General features: G+C 57.3%; 18 protein-coding genes. 9 read left to right on the forward strand and 9 right to left on the reverse strand.

Annotated features, from left to right (window positions below; genetic code table 11):
* Window positions 1-15 precede the first annotated feature (15 nt).
* Genes ACR0MP_RS17760 through ACR0MP_RS17770 form a run of 3 tightly spaced genes read left to right on the forward strand, consistent with a single transcriptional unit; the run spans window position 16 to window position 3,179 of the window.
* On the forward strand, window positions 16-1,119 hold the full coding sequence (locus ACR0MP_RS17760; RefSeq protein ID WP_170408591.1) for a Gfo/Idh/MocA family protein: 1,104 nt from the start codon (window positions 16-18) through the stop codon (window positions 1,117-1,119).
* 19 nt (window positions 1,120-1,138) lie between these two features.
* Window positions 1,139-2,032 (forward strand): sugar phosphate isomerase/epimerase family protein, encoded by an 894-nt coding sequence (locus tag ACR0MP_RS17765; RefSeq protein WP_170408590.1) that lies wholly within the window; start codon window positions 1,139-1,141, stop codon window positions 2,030-2,032.
* Window positions 2,033-2,045: 13 nt separating this feature from the next.
* Entirely contained in the window at window positions 2,046-3,179 is a 1,134-nt protein-coding gene (locus ACR0MP_RS17770; protein ID WP_480887513.1) for a Gfo/Idh/MocA family protein, read from the forward strand.
* Here ACR0MP_RS17770 and ACR0MP_RS17775 read toward each other — a convergent pair.
* A complete protein-coding gene (locus tag ACR0MP_RS17775) occupies window positions 3,176-4,180 on the reverse strand; it encodes a LacI family DNA-binding transcriptional regulator (protein WP_170395012.1) in 1,005 nt (334 codons plus the stop codon). The genes ACR0MP_RS17770 and ACR0MP_RS17775 overlap by 4 nt on opposite strands.
* A 187-nt stretch (window positions 4,181-4,367) precedes the next feature.
* On the opposite strand from ACR0MP_RS17775, the gene ACR0MP_RS17780 reads away from it, so the two are divergent.
* The 3 genes from ACR0MP_RS17780 (at window position 4,368) to ACR0MP_RS17790 (ending at window position 7,320) form a co-directional block, all read left to right on the forward strand.
* Window positions 4,368-5,318 (forward strand): sugar ABC transporter substrate-binding protein, encoded by a 951-nt coding sequence (locus ACR0MP_RS17780; protein ID WP_170395010.1) that lies wholly within the window; start codon window positions 4,368-4,370, stop codon window positions 5,316-5,318.
* An 87-nt stretch (window positions 5,319-5,405) separates the two neighbouring features.
* Window positions 5,406-6,530 carry an ABC transporter permease gene (locus ACR0MP_RS17785; protein ID WP_170408588.1) on the forward strand — a complete coding sequence of 375 codons (1,125 nt, stop codon included), beginning with the start codon at window positions 5,406-5,408 and terminating at the stop codon, window positions 6,528-6,530.
* Window position 6,531: 1 nt separating this feature from the next.
* Window positions 6,532-7,320 (forward strand): ATP-binding cassette domain-containing protein, encoded by a 789-nt coding sequence (locus tag ACR0MP_RS17790; RefSeq protein ID WP_170395006.1) that lies wholly within the window; start codon window positions 6,532-6,534, stop codon window positions 7,318-7,320.
* Between the two features lie 36 nt (window positions 7,321-7,356).
* Here the strand turns inward: ACR0MP_RS17790 and ACR0MP_RS17795 are convergent, their stop codons facing one another.
* Genes ACR0MP_RS17795 through ACR0MP_RS17815 form a run of 5 tightly spaced genes read right to left on the reverse strand, consistent with a single transcriptional unit; the run spans window position 7,357 to window position 11,557 of the window.
* On the reverse strand, window positions 7,357-7,899 hold the full coding sequence (locus tag ACR0MP_RS17795) for a DUF3833 domain-containing protein (protein WP_480762702.1): 543 nt from the start codon (window positions 7,897-7,899) through the stop codon (window positions 7,357-7,359).
* Window positions 7,896-8,513, reverse strand: a complete 618-nt coding sequence (locus ACR0MP_RS17800; RefSeq protein ID WP_170408586.1) for a DUF3833 domain-containing protein — start codon at window positions 8,511-8,513, stop codon at window positions 7,896-7,898. Before ACR0MP_RS17800 ends, ACR0MP_RS17795 begins: the two co-directional genes overlap by 4 nt.
* Window positions 8,510-9,733, reverse strand: coding sequence for an MFS transporter (locus ACR0MP_RS17805; protein ID WP_170426002.1), 1,224 nt, complete (start codon window positions 9,731-9,733; stop codon window positions 8,510-8,512). The genes ACR0MP_RS17800 and ACR0MP_RS17805 overlap by 4 nt, the downstream gene beginning before the upstream one ends.
* The gene (locus ACR0MP_RS17810; protein ID WP_480887511.1) at window positions 9,733-10,272 is read right to left on the reverse strand and encodes a hypothetical protein; all 540 of its coding nucleotides are present in this window, start codon (window positions 10,270-10,272) and stop codon (window positions 9,733-9,735) included. The genes ACR0MP_RS17805 and ACR0MP_RS17810 overlap by 1 nt, the downstream gene beginning before the upstream one ends.
* Window positions 10,229-11,557: an NAD(P)/FAD-dependent oxidoreductase gene (locus ACR0MP_RS17815; protein ID WP_480887509.1), complete on the reverse strand. Its 1,329-nt coding sequence runs from the start codon at window positions 11,555-11,557 to the stop codon at window positions 10,229-10,231. The genes ACR0MP_RS17810 and ACR0MP_RS17815 overlap by 44 nt, the downstream gene beginning before the upstream one ends.
* Before the next feature lie 185 nt (window positions 11,558-11,742).
* Between ACR0MP_RS17815 and ACR0MP_RS17820 the strand changes: the two genes are divergently transcribed.
* Window positions 11,743-12,468, forward strand: coding sequence for an SDR family NAD(P)-dependent oxidoreductase (locus tag ACR0MP_RS17820; RefSeq protein ID WP_170515234.1), 726 nt, complete (start codon window positions 11,743-11,745; stop codon window positions 12,466-12,468).
* Window positions 12,469-12,470: 2 nt separating this feature from the next.
* On the opposite strand, the gene ACR0MP_RS17825 is transcribed toward ACR0MP_RS17820, so the two are convergent.
* Window positions 12,471-12,758, reverse strand: a complete 288-nt coding sequence (locus tag ACR0MP_RS17825) for an I78 family peptidase inhibitor (protein ID WP_170408581.1) — start codon at window positions 12,756-12,758, stop codon at window positions 12,471-12,473.
* 129 nt (window positions 12,759-12,887) lie between these two features.
* Between ACR0MP_RS17825 and ACR0MP_RS17830 the strand changes: the two genes are divergently transcribed.
* Window positions 12,888-14,000, forward strand: coding sequence for an S-(hydroxymethyl)glutathione dehydrogenase/class III alcohol dehydrogenase (locus tag ACR0MP_RS17830; protein ID WP_170394983.1), 1,113 nt, complete (start codon window positions 12,888-12,890; stop codon window positions 13,998-14,000).
* Window positions 14,001-14,054: 54 nt separating this feature from the next.
* Here the strand turns inward: ACR0MP_RS17830 and ACR0MP_RS17835 are convergent, their stop codons facing one another.
* Entirely contained in the window at window positions 14,055-14,993 is a 939-nt protein-coding gene (locus tag ACR0MP_RS17835; RefSeq protein WP_170408579.1) for a DMT family transporter, read from the reverse strand.
* A 196-nt stretch (window positions 14,994-15,189) separates the two neighbouring features.
* Between ACR0MP_RS17835 and ACR0MP_RS17840 the strand changes: the two genes are divergently transcribed.
* The gene (locus tag ACR0MP_RS17840) at window positions 15,190-15,657 is read left to right on the forward strand and encodes a DUF1203 domain-containing protein (protein WP_170394977.1); all 468 of its coding nucleotides are present in this window, start codon (window positions 15,190-15,192) and stop codon (window positions 15,655-15,657) included.
* Here the strand turns inward: ACR0MP_RS17840 and ACR0MP_RS17845 are convergent.
* A complete protein-coding gene (locus tag ACR0MP_RS17845) occupies window positions 15,654-16,646 on the reverse strand; it encodes an ABC transporter ATP-binding protein (protein ID WP_170395098.1) in 993 nt (330 codons plus the stop codon). The two genes, ACR0MP_RS17840 and ACR0MP_RS17845, sit on opposite strands and share 4 nt — an antisense overlap.
* Between the last annotated feature and the right edge of the window lie 59 nt (window positions 16,647-16,705).

Here is a 16,705-nt window from a genome sequence, read left to right on the forward strand (position 1 = left end):
AGGGAGGACGTCGGAATGGCAGAGATCGGCATTGGCATTCTAGGCGGCGGATATATGGGCAAGGCCCATGCGGTCGCCATGTCCTCGGTTGGGGCGGTGTTCAACACGGCCTTGCGACCACGGTTAGAGATGGTGTGCGCCTCGTCACCGGAAAGCGCTGAGCGGTATCGTCAGGCCTATGGATTCGCGCGCTCGACGAATGACTGGCGTGTGTTGGTGAACGACCCGAAGGTAGAGGCCGTTGTGATCGCCACGCCTCCGGAAACACATCGCGAGATCACTCAGGCAGCGTTTGCGCTGGGCAAACCTGTGCTGTGTGAAAAGCCTTTGGGCGCGTCGCTGGAGGATGGTGCGGCGATGTTAGCAGCGGCCGAGGCCTCGGGCTTGGCCAACATGGTTGGTTTCAACTATATCCGCACCCCGGCCAGCCAATACGCTCGCGCTCTGATAGCCGAAGGAGAGATCGGCGACATCACATGGTTTCGGGGTGAGCATACCGAAGATTTCTACGCGCACCCTCAAGCCCCGGCAACCTGGCGTACAACAGGAATGTCGAACGGAACGATGGGTGATCTTGCGCCTCATATGATCAATGCCGCACTGGCTTTGATCGGCCCGATTTCACGCGTGATGGCCGAGGTCGAAACCGTGCACAATAGCCGCCCGGGTGGCGAAGTTGACAATGACGACCACGCTCAGATGATGGTGCGGTTCGCGAACGGAGCAATGGGATCGATCTATATCAGTCGAATCGCGACGGGGCGCAAGATGGGCTATGCCTATGAGATCAGTGGCACCAAGGGTGCGATCCGCTTTGATCAGGAAGACCAGAACGTTTTGTGGCTCTACCGTATGGAGGGTCCCGAAGCTGAGCGTGGCTTTCGTAAGATCCTGACCGGCCCCGCACACCCGGACTATGAGCCGTTCTGTCAGGGCCCTGGCCATGGCACGGGCTATCAGGACCAGATAATCATCGAAGCACGCGATTTTTTGCGTGCAATCGAGACAGGTAAACCGGTTTGGCCGACCTTCCACGACGGGCATGAGGTCAACCGGGTCGTCGCTGCGGCATTGGCATCGTCAGCGGATGAAAGCTGGAAAAATATCGAAGATTTCTGAGCATCGGAGACAAGACAAGATGAGCATCAGAATTGGCAATGCGCCCTGTTCCTGGGGCGTGGAATTTGCGCAGGACCCGCGCAATCCGCATTGGAAAACAGTTCTCAGCGAATGCGCTGTGGCCGGGTATAAGGGTATCGAACTCGGCCCGGTGGGTTTCATGCCCGAAGACCCTGCGGTGCTGGCCGATGCGCTGGCCGAGCATGATCTTGAACTGATCGGCGGCGTTGTGTTCCGCAACTATCACGACCCCGACGCGTGGGAAGACGTGCTGGACGCCACCCACCGCACCGCTCGCGCATTGAAAGCGCATGGGGCGCAGCATATGGTGCTGATCGATGCGATCTCACCCCGCCGCGCGCCAACCGCTGGTCGCGCCGATGAGGCTGAGCAGATGGACAAGGCCGAGTGGACGGCGTTCCGGGATCGCCTTTCTGAAAGCGCGCGGATCGGGTCCGAGGAATACGGGCTGACCGTTGGGATGCACGCTCATGCTGCGGGCTTCATGGACTTTGAACCTGAACTTATCCGTTTGCTGGACGAGGTCGATGAAAGCCTTTTGAAAATTTGCTTCGATACGGGGCATCACTCTTATGCCGGGTTCGATCCGGTCGGCTTCATGAAGCGCTACGTTGATCGGATCTCGTACATGCACTTCAAGGATATCTCTCCGACAGTGAAAGCGGATGTAATTGCCAATCGGACGGGCTTCTATGATGCTTGCGGGCAGGGGATTTTCTGCAATCTGGGCGACGGCGACGTGGACTTTCCGACCGTTCGCCAGGTGCTGCTGGACGCTGGTTTCACAGGATGGTGCACGGTCGAGCAGGATTGCGACCCAACGCTCGACCCTGATCCTGTAGGGGACGCGCGGAAGAATCGTGAATACCTTGAATCAATTGGTTTCAGTTAAGGAGGTCCAGACCATGACCAAGCTGAAATGGGGCATGATCGGAGGCGGCGAAGGTAGCCAGATCGGACCGGCGCACCGGTTGGGGGCGCTGGCGGACGGGCATTTCCAATTCACCGCCGGAGCGCTGGATCACAGGCCTGACATTGGTCGCGAATACGCCCAACGATTGGGTATCGCGGCAGACCGAGCCTACGGCGACTGGACCGAGATGCTGGAAGGTGAGCGCGGGCGCGAGGATCGGATTGATCTGGTCACTGTAGCCACTCCAAATGCGACGCATTTCGAGATCACCAAAGCGTACCTTGAGGCCGGGTTCAACGTGCTGTGCGAAAAGCCCATGACCATGACGGTGGAAGAGGGCGAAGAGATTGTCAAAGTCGCCGAGAAATCAGGGAAGATTTGCGCGGTAAACTACTGTTACTCGGCTTATCCGATGGTGCGTCAGGCTCGCGCGATGGTGCGCGCAGGTGAGATCGGCAAAATCCGTCTGGTCGTTACCAATTTCAGTCACGGCCATCACGGAGACGCCACTGATGCTGACAATCCACGCGTGCGCTGGCGCTATGATCCTGCGATGGCGGGTGTTTCCGGGCAGTTCGCTGATTGCGGTATCCACGCGATGCACATGGCCGGATTCATTGCGGATGATGAGGTTGAGACCCTGTCTGCAGATTTTGCTTCAACCATTGGCAGCCGTGAACTTGAAGATGATGCCATGGTCAACTTCCGCACGACAAAAGGCGCTGTTGGCCGGTTGTGGACCTCTTCGGTCGCCATCGGTCGGCAGCACGGGTTCGACATTCAGGTGTTCGGAGAAACCGGCGGTCTTCGATGGGCGTCGGAGCAGCCGAACCAGCTTATCTACACGCCTGTTGGTGGTCGCCTGCAGATCATAGAAAAAGGCGAAGGCGGGCTGCATGAAGACGCGCAACGACTCAGCCGGGTGGCGATTGCGCATCCCGAAGGGTTCCCGTTGGCGGTTGCGAATATCTATTGCGATCTCGCAGATGCTATTGCCGGGGAAACCCGCGACGGCTTGCCCAATGCGGCAGACGGCATGCGGTCGATGGCGGCTGTGCATACAGCGGTCGAGTCGGCGAAACAGGGCAGCGCGTGGATGGATGCCCGGCCACCGATGTTTCGTTAACTCTCAGATACGGGGCGCAATGTGCCCCGTTCCACCACCGAACATGGGAATATCCGCGCCTCCGGATATCGGTCGGGTTCGTTCAGGGTTGCCACCATTAGCTCGATCGAGGAACTCACGATTTGCCGGATCGGCTGATGGATGGTGGTGAGATCAATATTCTCCCACCGTGCCATTTCCATGTCGTTCAGGCCGATGATGCCGATGTCTTCGGGCACCTTTAGGCCACTATCCAGAATTGCGGATAACACCCCGATGGACAACACGTCATCGCCGCAGAAATATGCATCAGCCCGCTCAGATTGCAGCAAGCGTAGCATTTCCTGACGACCTGCATCGAATGAGTAAGCCTCAGCAAACGAGCAGGTCACATCAATGCTAGGATGCCGGGCCATCTCTGACATGAATCCCGCATGGCGATCCTGAGTCGAGGTCGCCGCCTCGGGCCCGCCGAGAAAGGCTACTTTCGTATAACCACGCGCGACCAGCTCGCGGGCCGCCATGCGTCCGCATTCCACATTGTCGATCCCGACCACATGAACCTGCGGTGAAGAGGATGACCGGCCAAAGCTGTGCACCACTGGTACGCCAGCATCCCGAAACGCTTTTGCGAACCCGGGCGGCAAGGTCGACGACGCTACGACAACGCCATCGACCGAATATTGGCGCAGCATTCGTACCGAATTTTCGGGTTCAACCTCGTCGGTCAGATTCACCAGCAACGGGCGCAGGCCTCGGTCCTGCAGCCCCCGGGTAAAGAGGTCGAAAACTTCAAGAAAAATCGGGTTGTGGAAGTTGTTCGAGACCAGCCCGATCAGCTTAGTTCGGCCTGTGGTCAGAGATGAAGCCAGTGCATTTGGGCTGTATCCCAGCTCACGCGCGGCCTTCTCGACTTTTCGGCGCATCTTGTCGGATACCGAGGCCCCATCGGTGAAAGTGCGCGACACCGCCGAACGTGAAACGCCGGCGCGTTCTGCAACCTCTTTCAATGTGACAGCCATGATCCGTCTGACCTTCCTGCGTTTAGTGGCAGTCCTTTTACCTGTATTCTTTGGCAGATACAGTATGAAACACATCTGACACCGTTTGCAACCGGTTGCAAAATTTTGACAGATATGCTCTAACTCGAGTCGGAGAGGTGCGAAGGACTGCCTCAATCCGCGATAACATGAGTTTTGGGAGGACATCATGACTTCACTGACGAAGAAGTTGGCGCTGGCGGCGGCGGTAGCTGCGACGCCTCTGATCGCAGCCACGGGCGCTGCGGCGGAAGGTGAGAAGTACATTCTGGTCAGCCACGCGCCAGACAGCGATAGCTGGTGGAACACGATCAAGAACGGCATCGCGCTGGCAGGCGACCAGATGGGTGTCGAAGTCGAATACCGCAATCCGCCCACTGGCGACCTTGCCGATATGGCGCGGATTATCGATCAGGCGGCTGCTTCGGGCCCGAACGGGATCATTACCACGTTGGCGGATTATGATGTGCTGAGCGGACCGATCAAATCGGCGGTCGATGCGGGCGTTGATGTGATCATCATGAACACTGGTACGCCGGATCAGGCCCGGGAAGTTGGTGCCCTGATGTATGTGGGTCAGCCCGAATATGATGCCGGATTTGCTGCAGGCCAGCGCGCCAAGGGTGACGGCATCGGCTCGTTCCTTTGTGTGAACCACTATATCGTTCAGCCCTCAAGCCAGGAACGTTGTCAGGGCTTTGCAGACGGCTTGGGCATTGAACTGGGGGATCAGATGATCGACGCCGGCCAGGACCCAGCCGAGATCAAGAACCGCGTGCTGGCCTATCTGTCGGCGAACCCGGATACTGATGCGGTTCTGACACTGGGTCCAACCTCGGCTGATCCGACAATTCTGGCGCTGGAAGAAAATGGTATGGCCGGTGACATCTATTTCGGCACCTTCGATCTGGGTGGTGAGATTGTCAAAGGCATCAAGTCTGGCGTGATCCAGTGGGGAATTGATCAGCAGCCCTTCCTGCAGGCTTACCTGCCGGTTGTTGTGATGACCAACTACCACCGCTATGGCGTTTTGCCGGGCAACAACATCAATTCGGGTCCCGGCTTCGTAACTGCTGATGGTCTGACCAAGATCGAAGAATTTGCTGGCGAGTACCGCTGATTCTTACAGCGCGGGCGCCCCGCCAAAGCGGCGCCCGCCAACAACTATCTGACGCAAAATCACTGCTTAACTCGGAGGGGCGTTCTAATGAGCGAGTCTGCTCAAAACACGGCTGTAACCGACGAACGGATTAAAGAAATATCGCCGCTGCGCAAGGCCTTGATCCGGCCTGAACTTGGCGGGATGGTTGGCACCGTTGCCGTCTTCACCTTCTTTCTTTTGTTCGCTTTTGACAGCGGCATGTTCAACGCACAGGGCATGATGAACTGGTCGGTTGTCTCGGCGCAGTTCATGATCATCGCCGTGGGTGCCTGCCTTCTGATGATCGCGGGTGAGTTTGACCTGTCAGTCGGGTCGATGATCGGCTTTTCGGGCATGATGATCGCAATTTTTTCGGTCACGCTCGCGTGGCCGGTCTGGATGGCAATTCTCGTCACGTTTGCAATGGCGGTGGCAATCGGCGCGCTGAATGGTTGGATCGTGATCCGGACTGGTTTGCCCAGCTTTATCGTAACGCTGGCCTTTCTGTTCATCTTGCGCGGCTTTACCATCTTCCTGCCGCAGGTGATCGAGCGCAAAACTATTATCGGCGGTGTGAAAGACGCAGCCGAAGGCGATTGGCTGGCGCCGATCTTTGGTGGTAAAATTTTGCAGGGATTGTTCCAATGGCTCGGGGATGCCGGGATCATCGCCGTATTCGAGCGTGGCACCCGCGCCGGTCAGCCGGTTGTGGATGGTATTCCAATGCTGATCGTCTGGGCGATCGCACTGATCATCTTTGGTCATGTGCTGCTGACCAAAACGCGGTTCGGCAACTGGATCTTCGCCTCGGGCGGGGATGCTGAGGCGGCACGCAACTCGGGTGTGCCTGTGAACCGGGTCAAGATTCTGATGTTTATGTTCACGGCCTTCTGCGCCACCGTCTTTGCGGTCTGTCAGGTGATGGAGTTCGGATCGGCTGGTGCTGACCGGGGTCTGCTGAAAGAGTTCGAGGCGATCATCGCCGTGGTCATCGGCGGCGCGCTTCTGACCGGAGGATACGGCTCGGTACTGGGCGCGGCGCTGGGCGCGTTGATCTTTGGCGTGGTGCAACAGGGGTTGTTCTTTGCCGGTGTCGAAAGCTCGCTGTTCCGGGTCTTCCTTGGGGTGATCCTGCTGGGGGCTGTGATCCTCAACACCTATATTCGCCGCATCATCACGGGAGAGCGTTGATATGAATCCCGAACATGAACCCATCATCCAGATGAAAAACATCGAAAAGCACTTCGGCAGCGTGATCGCGCTGGCGGGTGTCTCGGTGGACGTGTTCCCCGGTGAATGCCACTGCCTTCTCGGCGACAACGGTGCGGGCAAGTCGACCTTCATCAAAACTATGTCGGGCGTGCACCAGCCTACGCACGGAGAGATTCTGTTCGAAGGCCACCCCATGCATTTCGCCGACCCGCGTGATGCCATCGAGGCCGGGATCGCAACCGTGCACCAGCATCTGGCCATGATCCCGTTGATGTCGGTCTCGCGCAACTTCTTCATGGGCAATGAGCCGGTAAAGAAGGTCGGACCTCTTCACTTTTTTGATCATGACTATGCCAACAAGGTCACGATGGAAGAGATGAAGAAAATGGGGATAAACCTGCGCGGCCCTGATCAGGCGGTGGGCACGCTGTCAGGTGGTGAACGCCAGACCGTCGCCATCGCGCGGGCGGTGCATTTCGGGGCGAAGGTTCTGATCTTGGATGAACCGACCTCGGCCCTTGGGGTGCGCCAAACAGCCAACGTTCTGGCGACCATCGACAAGGTGCGCAAGCAGGGGATCGCGGTGGTCTTCATTACTCACAACGTCCGCCATGCACTGGCGGTTGGTGACAGGTTCACGGTTCTCAATCGCGGGCAGACGCTGGGTACGGCGCAGCGTGGCCAGATCACCCCGGAAGAGCTGCAGGACCTGATGGCCGGTGGTCAGGAGATGGTCGAGCTTGAAGGCAGTCTGGGCGGAACCGTCTGATACTTTTTTGCCCCGCTGGCTGTGCTGGCGGGGTGACTACTTCTTCTCGAAGTACAATATGATTTCACCCAGCCTTACGCCAAAACGCGAAACATAGGCTCGGTTCAATAACCGGTCATCCGACAACAACCACATCCAGTCATCGAAATTGACACGCATGGTGCCGTCTTTGACGGGCAGGTCGATTTTGTACTTCCAGTTAAACGTATCGCCCCTTTCGACCCCACTGGCTGTGCCCAGCACACCGGGAGCGGTGCCGGTCCAAGTGTCATCGCCGGTCTTGGTCAGGGTCCAGATCCGTTGTTCGGTCGCACCATCGTCATAGACGAAATCTTCGACAAGCGTCAGAGTCTCTCCGTCCCATGTGCCGTCAATATCGACCTGGAAGCGACGCGGGACATTACCTAGTACATCCTGAAACTGACCATAAGCGACAGTCCTACCTTCGAAGAACTCTTCAAGGTTCAGTTGACGATCTGACAGAAACGTTTTTGGTATACGCGGTTTGGCCGAGCATGCGGCGAGAGTGGCCAACCCCGCGATCGCGACCCCTGCAATAAGGGTACGGCGGGCGATCATTGCAAAACCCTCAGTTCAGAGTCTGTATCGTGGCCGTTTGCGCCATGCAGATGGGCGGATTTCACTTCAGGCGCAGGGCGCATCGTGGCGACCAGCTCGGCCACCTTGATCCCGAATTTTCGCATCTCGGACCGGTTCATGATTACACCGTTCTCCGTCAGATACATCCAGTCGGTCACATCCAGTGTATGCCCGCCCGCGTCCTCGGGCAGGATGATGCGATAGGTTAGCTTGACGGTTGAGCCCGAAATCACGCCTTTGCCCTCGCCGACAATATCGTCCGCTGTTGCGGTGAAAGTGTTGCCCGTGCCCAACGTCAGATGCCATTTGCGGGTCATCTGTTTGCCGTTGGAATAGGTGAAATACTCGGACAGCGTACCGGTATTGCCGTCCCATTCGCCCACCATGCGTGCGACAAAGCTGTTCGACATCTTGCCGTTGGGGCCATAGATCAATCCTTCGGACAGGATTTCGCCATTCAGGTTCTTTTTGAGTGAAAACTCAGGTCCGGTTCCGCTGTAGTCGGAGGGTGATTGCGAGCGGAAACTGAGGAACCGGTTCTTCACAGCAAACAGCGCAAAAATCGCAAGCAGACAGATCAGGAGCGTTTTCATTTGGCAGAGACCTCTGTCGGGAGGGTCAGGACCATGCCAAACGCTCCGAGTTTCAAGATGCAGGGCAGCACCGCATAGGCGAGGGTGAGTGTATTCAAAGCCTCGGCAGAATTGGCCTGTCCAGGTGTAAAGCCGCTGCGTTCCAGTAGCGGCAGTGTGAAAAAGGCGGCCAGAGCTAGACCCAGCTTGCCTGCGAAGGACCAGATGCCGAACGCAGCAGATGCGTTCAGCCCGGCCCGGGTCAGAACGACCGAGAACATTGCTGGCAGGACAACCATGTCCGCCCCAAGCGCCGCGCCGGATGCGAGGCATATGATGGCGAAACCGACGAGATTCCCAGGGGCTAGAAGAGCGGCCCCGACAAAGCCGAGAATGGCCAGCGGCATGGCGATCATTAGAGTCTGTTTCGGGCCAATTCGGTTGCTGAGCCTGGCCCAGAACGGAACGCTGAGCCCGGCGCTGAGGAAGAACAGGATCAGCAATGGCCCCGCTTTGCCTGGCAGTTGCAGCCGATCTTCAACAAAAAACAGAAACAGGGTCGAGGTGATGGCGACGGGCAGGCTGTTGACCAACGCAAGGGCAAGCAGACGTAAAGCCCCAGCCTGTCCTAGGCCTGCAAAGGACAGCCCTTGACCGGTGATCGGCGTGCGTCGCCACATTGGCAGAGTAACAGCCAGAGTCACAACGCTCAGAAGCCCGAGAAACATTCCAAAGGCCGGATACCCTTGCGCGGCTGCGCCAAGCGCCACGAACACAGCGGGTGCTGCGGCTGCTATGATAACTCCGGTCAGTTGTCCGCCTTCGCGGAAGGCGGCTAGTGTCATCAGTTCCTTCGCGCTAGCCTGTTTCGCCAGCGTGGCGCTGCGGCCATAAAGCAAGATGGTCCCGAGGCTGTAGGCCGAGAATAACAGGATCAGAATAGACACTAATGCGGCGATACTTGCCCCTTCTGGCAAACCAAACAGCAATGGGAATCCAATCGCCAGACCCAGCGCAGAGGCGGCGGCAAACAACATTTGCCCACCGGGCCAGCGATCAATGGCCCAGCCAATCAGTGGATCTTGCACCAGATCGACCAGCCGAATGACCAGCAGAATGGTGCCAATGACCCCCAGCCCGATACCGAGATTCACGGCTGCAAAGCGCGGCAGGTGGATGTAGAGCGGGATACCTGCTGCAGCAAGCATCAGCGCATAGAGGCTGACACGCGGGTACAGCATCACTGCCCCTTCAACTGCTGTGTGAACGAGGCGGATCGTGTATTGTTACCCAGAAAAATTGACATGAAGCTGCGTGTGATACCCGGATTTGTCAGGGTGCAGGTTTTGCTTCCGTTGCGCCAGAAGCTGACGCTGTTGGGGCCTTGCGCGATGGCCAGATAGCTATCGCCTTTGCTGACCGCCTGAAAACAGCCCTGCAATTGGGCTTCCGTCGGCGCAGAATTGCCTTGTCGGGCCATCTCTTCCAGGGTCGACTCGACCAGCGCTTTTTGTTTCAGGTTTTTTCGATAGGTCAGTTGCAGTCCGAAATTCTCGTTCCAGCTGAATGCGGCACCGTCGGGCGTGTAAAGCTTGGCGTCATAGAGCGGCAGCCCCAGAAAACGGAATGTCCCGGTGCCGCGCAGCTTAGGGTCTTTGATTGCATCCGACAAAGGCGAAGCCGCCAGTCCGCCGGGGACCATCAGCGCCAGTGACAGCAGCGCAGCGCAACAGGTTCTATATGCTGGCCGAAACAGCGAGGTCCGTTTCAGGGATACCATTGTCAGCTCCGATGCTCTGCGGGATTGCGGTGAGGCGCTCGACAACATGCATTGCGCTGGCAATCCCGTCTTCGTGGAAACCATGCCGGTTATACGCCCCGGCAAACCAGGTTCGGTTCTGTCCCTGCATCTCGCGGATTTGCCCTTGCGCGCGCAGGGCGGCTTTGTCGAAAACCGGATGGGCGAACTCGACCTCGTCATAGATTTTGTCCGCGGGAATCTCTGAGGCGGCGTTCAGGGTCACAAACAGCGGGTCACTATCGGGGATATTCTGAAGCCGATTCATCCAATATGTGACCCCAACATTGCCCTTTTGCGATCGATAGGTCCAACTGGACCAGCAAGCACGCCGCCTGGGCATTTGGCGGGGATCACAGTGCAGGATAGCTTTGTTCGGTTGATATCTAATCGCGCCGAGCGCCGCTTTTTCCGCTTCGGTCGCTGCATCACCCAGAATGGCGAGGGACTGATCGGAATGGGTTGCCAGTATGATTTCGTCAAACAGAGCGGCCTCACCTCCTGCATGGACGGTGACGCCCAGATCATGCCGCTCGATCCGCTGCACGGGTGCGGACAGTCTGATGTCAGCACCGCGCGCACGTAGCGCAGTTTCGATCCGGCGGACATACTCGATGCTGCCGCCTTTCACGGTGTACCACTGGTGCTGATTGGCACGGCCCGAGGCCAGCAGCGCGTGATTGCGGAAGAACTGCACCAGCGAGCGGGCTGGGAACTGATCGACGAACTCGACCGGAGTTGACCATATCGCGCCGCACATCGGCATCAGATAATTGTGCCGGAACCAGTGGCCGAGACGCAGTTGATCCACAAGCTCACCGATCGTGGTGTCGTCGTCCTGCGCGGCTTCGGGGGCCTCTTTGCCAAACCGCAGGATGTCGGCGATCATCTTGTAATAGGCTGGACGCGCGAGGTTGCGCTTCTGCGCGGTCAAAGTGCGCAGATTGTTCAACCCATATTCAATGCGGCCATTGTCGATAGTTGCACCAAAGCTCATCTCACTTTTGGTGACCGGCACGTTCAGCTCATCAAACAGCCGGGTCAAATAGGGGTATGTGACATAGTTGAAGACGATGAAACCGGTATCTACCGGCTGATCTCCGTTCTTTCCGGCCATCACCGTGCGGGCGTGGCCGCCCAGTCGGGGCTCAGCCTCGAACAAGGTTATATCGTTGTCTTCGGAAAGGTAATAAGCTGCGGAGAGACCTGAAATGCCTGCGCCTATGACTGCGATTTTCTTGCGTACGCCCCGGGTTTCGTCGAACATTCCATCCTCGTTATTCGGTATTTACAACAAGATACGCAGGGAATGAGCCTTTGGATCAACCGCGTTAGAAGTTTTTTTCCGACGCGCTATGTAGTGTTATCTGGCCGAATGCTACGAGCGCTGGGCGTGATCCATTGCTGCTGTCAGAACGTATTCGACCCAGTAGTACGAAAAAAGACTTACGCATGAGCAGTTTTGACGGAAAAACCTATTGGATCATTGGCGCCAGCGAAGGGTTGGGCCGTTGCTTGGCCGAAAAGCTGAGCCGCGAAGGCGCGCATCTGATCCTTTCTGCTCGCAATGCCGAGCGATTGGATGAAATCTGTGGCACCTTGCCCAATGCACGTGCTGTACCGATGGATGTGACTGATCTCGACACTGTGCGCCGCGCTGTGGTGGAGGCTGGCTCAATTGACGCGCTTGTCTACAACGCAGGCGCCTATGAGCCGATCAGTACGTCAGATTGGGACACCGATGCCGCCTTGGCGATCAGCGATGTGAACTATTCCGGTGCGCTTCGGGTGTTGGGTGAAACCGTCCCCGGATTTGTGGGCTCAGGCAGTGGTGATATCACGCTGATTGGGTCGCTTGCCGGGTATCATGGGCTTCCCAATGCGATCTCGTACGGGGCCAGCAAGGCTGCGCTGATCTCGCTGGCCGAGACCATGCGGCACGATCTGGCAGGGTCAGGCGTGACGGTGCGCATTGTCAATCCGGGGTTCATCAAGACCCGTCTGACCGACAAGAACAGTTTCAAAATGCCGATGCTGATGACACCCGAAGATGCGGCCGATCGCGTAGTGCGCGCCATGTCCCGTCGCCGGTTTCGAACCGATTTCCCGGCACCGTTCTCATGGGTTGTGCGCCTGATCGATTATTTGCCCGATATTCTGGTGTACCGGGGAAAGTGACCCTATCCGCAGGTAAGCCTCTGAATTGTGCCTGCGCCGTTCACATAAACGTTCAGCCGGTCGATGCGATAATCCTGCGTGGCAATATCATCCGGGCCCAGAACGCGCGACCGTTCAGGCAGTTGGGCTTGTATGGTTGAAACCGGTTCACCAATAGTGTTCGCAAACGGTTCTCCCTTGCAAAATGCAAGTTCAACCGGTGCCTCCTCTAGTTCAAGCGCCGCGTCCTGCGGTGCAGAGGTCTCAGAACATGCGGTCAGAAGAATTAAGATCGGAAATAAACGGTACATTGGCGCAGGGCTTTCTGGTGATGTCGTTTCTGAAATATCAAAGATTTAGCCAACCTGTCATGAAAGCGCAGTTGAAAAAACCCTGTATTTGACGCAGGGTCGGGCAAAACAGACAGGGAGACAAGCACCATGCGTACCCGTGCCGCCGTCGCCGTTCAGGCAGGCAAACCTTTGGAAGTGATGGACGTAAACCTTGAAGGCCCCAAAGCGGGCGAGGTTCTGGTCGAGATCAAGGCGACAGGCATTTGCCATACCGATGAATTCACCCTGTCGGGCGCCGACCCTGAAGGCTTGTTTCCCGCCATTCTGGGCCATGAAGGCGCAGGTGTCGTGCTTGAGGTCGGCCCGGGTGTAACCAGCCTGAAACCCGGCGATCACGTCATCCCGCTCTATACGCCCGAGTGCCGTGAGTGCGAATACTGCCTGCATCCCAAGACCAACCTGTGCCAGGCAATTCGCGAAACCCAAGGCCAGGGCCTCATGCCGGATGGCACCTCGCGTTTTTCTACGTTGGATGGCGATCCGATCCTGCACTACATGGGCTGCTCGACCTTCTCGAACCATACGGTTCTGCCTGAAATAGCGCTCGCCAAAGTGCGTGAGGACGCGCCCTTTGACAAGATCTGCTATATCGGCTGCGGCGTGACCACCGGAATTGGCGCGGTGATCAACACTGCCAAGGTAGAAATTGGCAGCCGTGCCATCGTGTTCGGCTTGGGCGGTATCGGCCTGAACGTGATTCAGGGCCTGCGTCTGGCTGGCGCGGATCAGATCGTGGGCGTTGATTTGAATCCAGCCAAGGTGGAAATGGCGACCAAGTTCGGCATGACCGATTTCGTGAACCCCTCTGAGGTCGAAGGTGATCTGGTGCCGTATCTGGTCAACCTGACCAAGGGCGGCGCGGATTATACCTTTGACGCCACAGGCAATGTCGGCGTAATGCGCGCAGCGCTGGAATCGGCTCACAAGGGCTGGGGTGAATCGATCATCATCGGTGTGGCACCTGCGGGTGCCGAAATCTCGACCCGACCGTTCCAACTGGTAACAGGCCGCTCATGGCGTGGCACCGCGTTTGGCGGAGCGCGTGGACGCACCGACGTCCCGAAAATCGTGGATTGGTACATGGACGGGAAGATCGAGATCGACCCCATGATTACCCACACCATGGGCCTGGATGACATCAACCACGGTTTCGACCTGATGCATAAGGGCGAGAGTATCCGATCAGTGGTCGTCTACTAAGGCTCTATAAGGGCTGAAATGGATTGCACGGCGCGCTGCAATGCGCGCCGTTTCTTATTCTCCGGGCCTCGTCGCTCCAGTATCTGACCGGGGCGACCTGACGCGCAGCACAGGCGTATTAGCAGAGGTAGTGTTTGATCGGCTCTCTCGCCAAACCACGAAAACACCTGATGCGATGATGATACTTGCGCCAACGGCGACCCAGATATCCGGGTGCTCGCCGAAGAAAATCACGCCGAAGATCGTGGCCCAGATGATCTGGCTGTATTGACTGGGGGCAATGACGCCGGCGGGGGCGGCGCGATAAGCAAGGATGATCAGGTGCTGTGCGATTACCGAGAACACCCCGACAAACGCCATCATCGCCAGATGCAGCAATGATGGTGGTTGATAAACTGCCGGTTGGGCGACGCTCATGACGGCGATGGCCAGCAGCATAGGATAAAGGATCAGGACGGCAGAGCGTTCTTCATTCCCGATTTTGCGGACAAGAACCGAAGCAAATGCGCTGCAGAAGGCTGCTGCCAGGGCCGCTAAATGGCCCAGGGTGATTTCGGTCGCGCCAGGGCGCAGGACGATCAGGACGCCGATCAGGCCGACGCCCACGGCCGCCCACCTTTGGGCTCGGACCACCTCACCCAGAATCGGAATCGACAGAACAGTTACGATCAGCGGGAAGGAAAATAGCAGGGAATAGACTTCGGCCAGCGGCAGCACCGAAAAAGCGTAGAAGGCACAAGACATGGCCATGATCATCGTCGCTGATCGCAACAGCACCAACCACGGATGCCGCGGCAGGAAATTCCCAGTGGTCCGATCGGCTAGAATTGTTACTGCCATAGGGACAAAGGAAAACAGCGTCGCAAAGAAGATGATCTGCAAAACCGAATAGGTGCCACCCAGCACCTTGATCAGTACGTCATGCGTCGCGAAGACGGCAAAGCCTAAGAACGCAAAGGCAAGCCCACGAAGGGTGGAGTTCTGAGCGCTCATGACAAAAGCCTCAATCATAGATGGATCGTTTGGGGTGTTTGATGTTTGCTTAGACCCAAATTGGTCTGACGGGTAGCCCTTATTTTATCGCTAACATTCTTTTGCAAGCAGGGTTGCAGATTTTGCAATACGCAGGAAACGGGTCGAGTCCAAAACAAGCGATTGCCATGATCATCTCAAATCAAGGAGAAACATCATGCACGGAATTTCAGCCCTACCAACACAGCAGGTCCAGGCATATCGCGCCGGTGCGCCGGATGGATATGGAAACCCACCAGAGCGCGCGATTTCCAATGGGGCGGGCAACCCATGCCGTCATTGTTTGAAATACATACCGGAAGGCAAAGAGATGCTGGTGTTGGCGCACCGACCCTTCCCGGAAACGCAGCCTTATGCAGAGACTGGACCGATCTTCCTTTGTGCCGACCCCTGCGCACGCTATGAAAGTGAGGATGTGCTGCCCGAGGCGTTGACCGACTCGCCCAACTACCTGATCAAAGGGTATGGTCCGGACGACCGAATTGTCTATGGAACCGGGATCATCACCCCACAGGCGCAGTTGCATGAGGCGGCTGAAAAAATCTTCTCCCGCGCTGAAGTCGCTTACATCCACATCCGATCTGCTCTGAACAACTGTTATCACGCACGGATCGATCGTGTCTAAAGCTTGACGCGGTGCATCCCCCGATGTGGTTGGTTCGGGTCGTTGACAGTTGCGTCGTCGACCCGACTGGAGGTCAACGCAAGGAACACATCCTCAAGATCAGCTTCTTCAGTGCGGACGTCCTGGATGCGAATATCGGCCTGACGTACAGATTCCAGCACCTGCTCGGCTGTAGTTAGGTTGCTGTGGTATTGCAGCACAAGGTCGCCGTTCTCACGTTGCGCTGCAATCACGTTATCCGCTACAGGCAGAGTCTGAATGGGGCTATCCGGCACGATCACCATGGTTCGGCTGTCCATGCGGCCCAGCAGATTGGCCGTGCTGTCTTGTGCGATCTTTTCGCCGTGATTGATAATGGCGATCTCGTCACACATCTCTTGCGCTTCTTCCAGATAGTGCGTGGTCAGGATGATGGTCATGCCCTGTTCGTTCAGTTTGCGCACATTGGCCCAAAGCATCTGTCGCAGTTCAATATCCACACCCGCCGTGGGTTCGTCGAGCACCAGAATCTTGGGATGGTGCACCAGCGCTTTGGCCAGCAGCAGACGCCGCCGCATTCCGCCCGAGAGCGTGCGCGCATAGGCCTCGGCCTTGTCGGCAAGGCCAACGAGGTCGAGGATCTCATCGCTTCGCCGATCAGACTTGGGAACACCGTACAGCCCGGCCTGAACTTCTAATGCGCCTCGAGGTGTAAAGAACGGATCAAGGTTCAATTCCTGAGGCATCACGCCGATGGCGGCGCGGGATTGGCGCGGGTTTTGATCCTGGTCGAAGCCCCAGATCGAGACGCTGCCAGACGTTTTGACCACCAGCCCCGCCAGAATGTTGATCAGGGTCGATTTGCCGGCTCCATTCGGGCCAAGCAGACCGAAAACGGACCCCTGCGGCACCGTCAGGTCGATCCCTTTCAAAGCCTGTTTCTCGGGCTGGCCCTTGCCGCCGCGATAGGTCTTGCGCAGTGATCTGATTGTGATTGCCGCATCGGACATGTGGCCCTTGCCCCCGGTTTGCTCATCGCCCATAAACGCACCTAATACATGCCCGCGAG

The sequence above is a fragment of the Ruegeria sp. K3 genome (genome assembly GCF_056531845.1).

Bases quoted from the DNA above. Each gene is read 5' to 3' on its own strand.
- ACR0MP_RS17815 (WP_480887509.1), bottom strand. From the start codon at position 11,557: ATGTTCGACGAAACCCGGGGCGTACGCAAGAAAATCGCAGTCATAGGC.
- ACR0MP_RS17845 (WP_170395098.1), bottom strand. From the start codon at position 16,646: ATGTCCGATGCGGCAATCACAATCAGATCACTGCGCAAGACCTATCGC.
- ACR0MP_RS17775 (WP_170395012.1), bottom strand. From the start codon at position 4,180: ATGGCTGTCACATTGAAAGAGGTTGCAGAACGCGCCGGCGTTTCACGT.
- ACR0MP_RS17795 (WP_480762702.1), bottom strand. From the start codon at position 7,899: ATGATCGCCCGCCGTACCCTTATTGCAGGGGTCGCGATCGCGGGGTTG.
- ACR0MP_RS17770 (WP_480887513.1), top strand. From the start codon at position 2,046: ATGACCAAGCTGAAATGGGGCATGATCGGAGGCGGCGAAGGTAGCCAG.
- ACR0MP_RS17805 (WP_170426002.1), bottom strand. From the start codon at position 9,733: ATGCTGTACCCGCGTGTCAGCCTCTATGCGCTGATGCTTGCTGCAGCA.
- ACR0MP_RS17830 (WP_170394983.1), top strand. From the start codon at position 12,888: ATGCGTACCCGTGCCGCCGTCGCCGTTCAGGCAGGCAAACCTTTGGAA.
- ACR0MP_RS17810 (WP_480887511.1), bottom strand. From the start codon at position 10,272: ATGGTATCCCTGAAACGGACCTCGCTGTTTCGGCCAGCATATAGAACC.
- ACR0MP_RS17785 (WP_170408588.1), top strand. From the start codon at position 5,406: ATGAGCGAGTCTGCTCAAAACACGGCTGTAACCGACGAACGGATTAAA.
- ACR0MP_RS17765 (WP_170408590.1), top strand. From the start codon at position 1,139: ATGAGCATCAGAATTGGCAATGCGCCCTGTTCCTGGGGCGTGGAATTT.
- ACR0MP_RS17800 (WP_170408586.1), bottom strand. From the start codon at position 8,513: ATGAAAACGCTCCTGATCTGTCTGCTTGCGATTTTTGCGCTGTTTGCT.
- ACR0MP_RS17760 (WP_170408591.1), top strand. From the start codon at position 16: ATGGCAGAGATCGGCATTGGCATTCTAGGCGGCGGATATATGGGCAAG.
- ACR0MP_RS17825 (WP_170408581.1), bottom strand. From the start codon at position 12,758: ATGTACCGTTTATTTCCGATCTTAATTCTTCTGACCGCATGTTCTGAG.
- ACR0MP_RS17820 (WP_170515234.1), top strand. From the start codon at position 11,743: ATGAGCAGTTTTGACGGAAAAACCTATTGGATCATTGGCGCCAGCGAA.
- ACR0MP_RS17790 (WP_170395006.1), top strand. From the start codon at position 6,532: ATGAATCCCGAACATGAACCCATCATCCAGATGAAAAACATCGAAAAG.
- ACR0MP_RS17840 (WP_170394977.1), top strand. From the start codon at position 15,190: ATGCACGGAATTTCAGCCCTACCAACACAGCAGGTCCAGGCATATCGC.
- ACR0MP_RS17835 (WP_170408579.1), bottom strand. From the start codon at position 14,993: ATGAGCGCTCAGAACTCCACCCTTCGTGGGCTTGCCTTTGCGTTCTTA.
- ACR0MP_RS17780 (WP_170395010.1), top strand. From the start codon at position 4,368: ATGACTTCACTGACGAAGAAGTTGGCGCTGGCGGCGGCGGTAGCTGCG.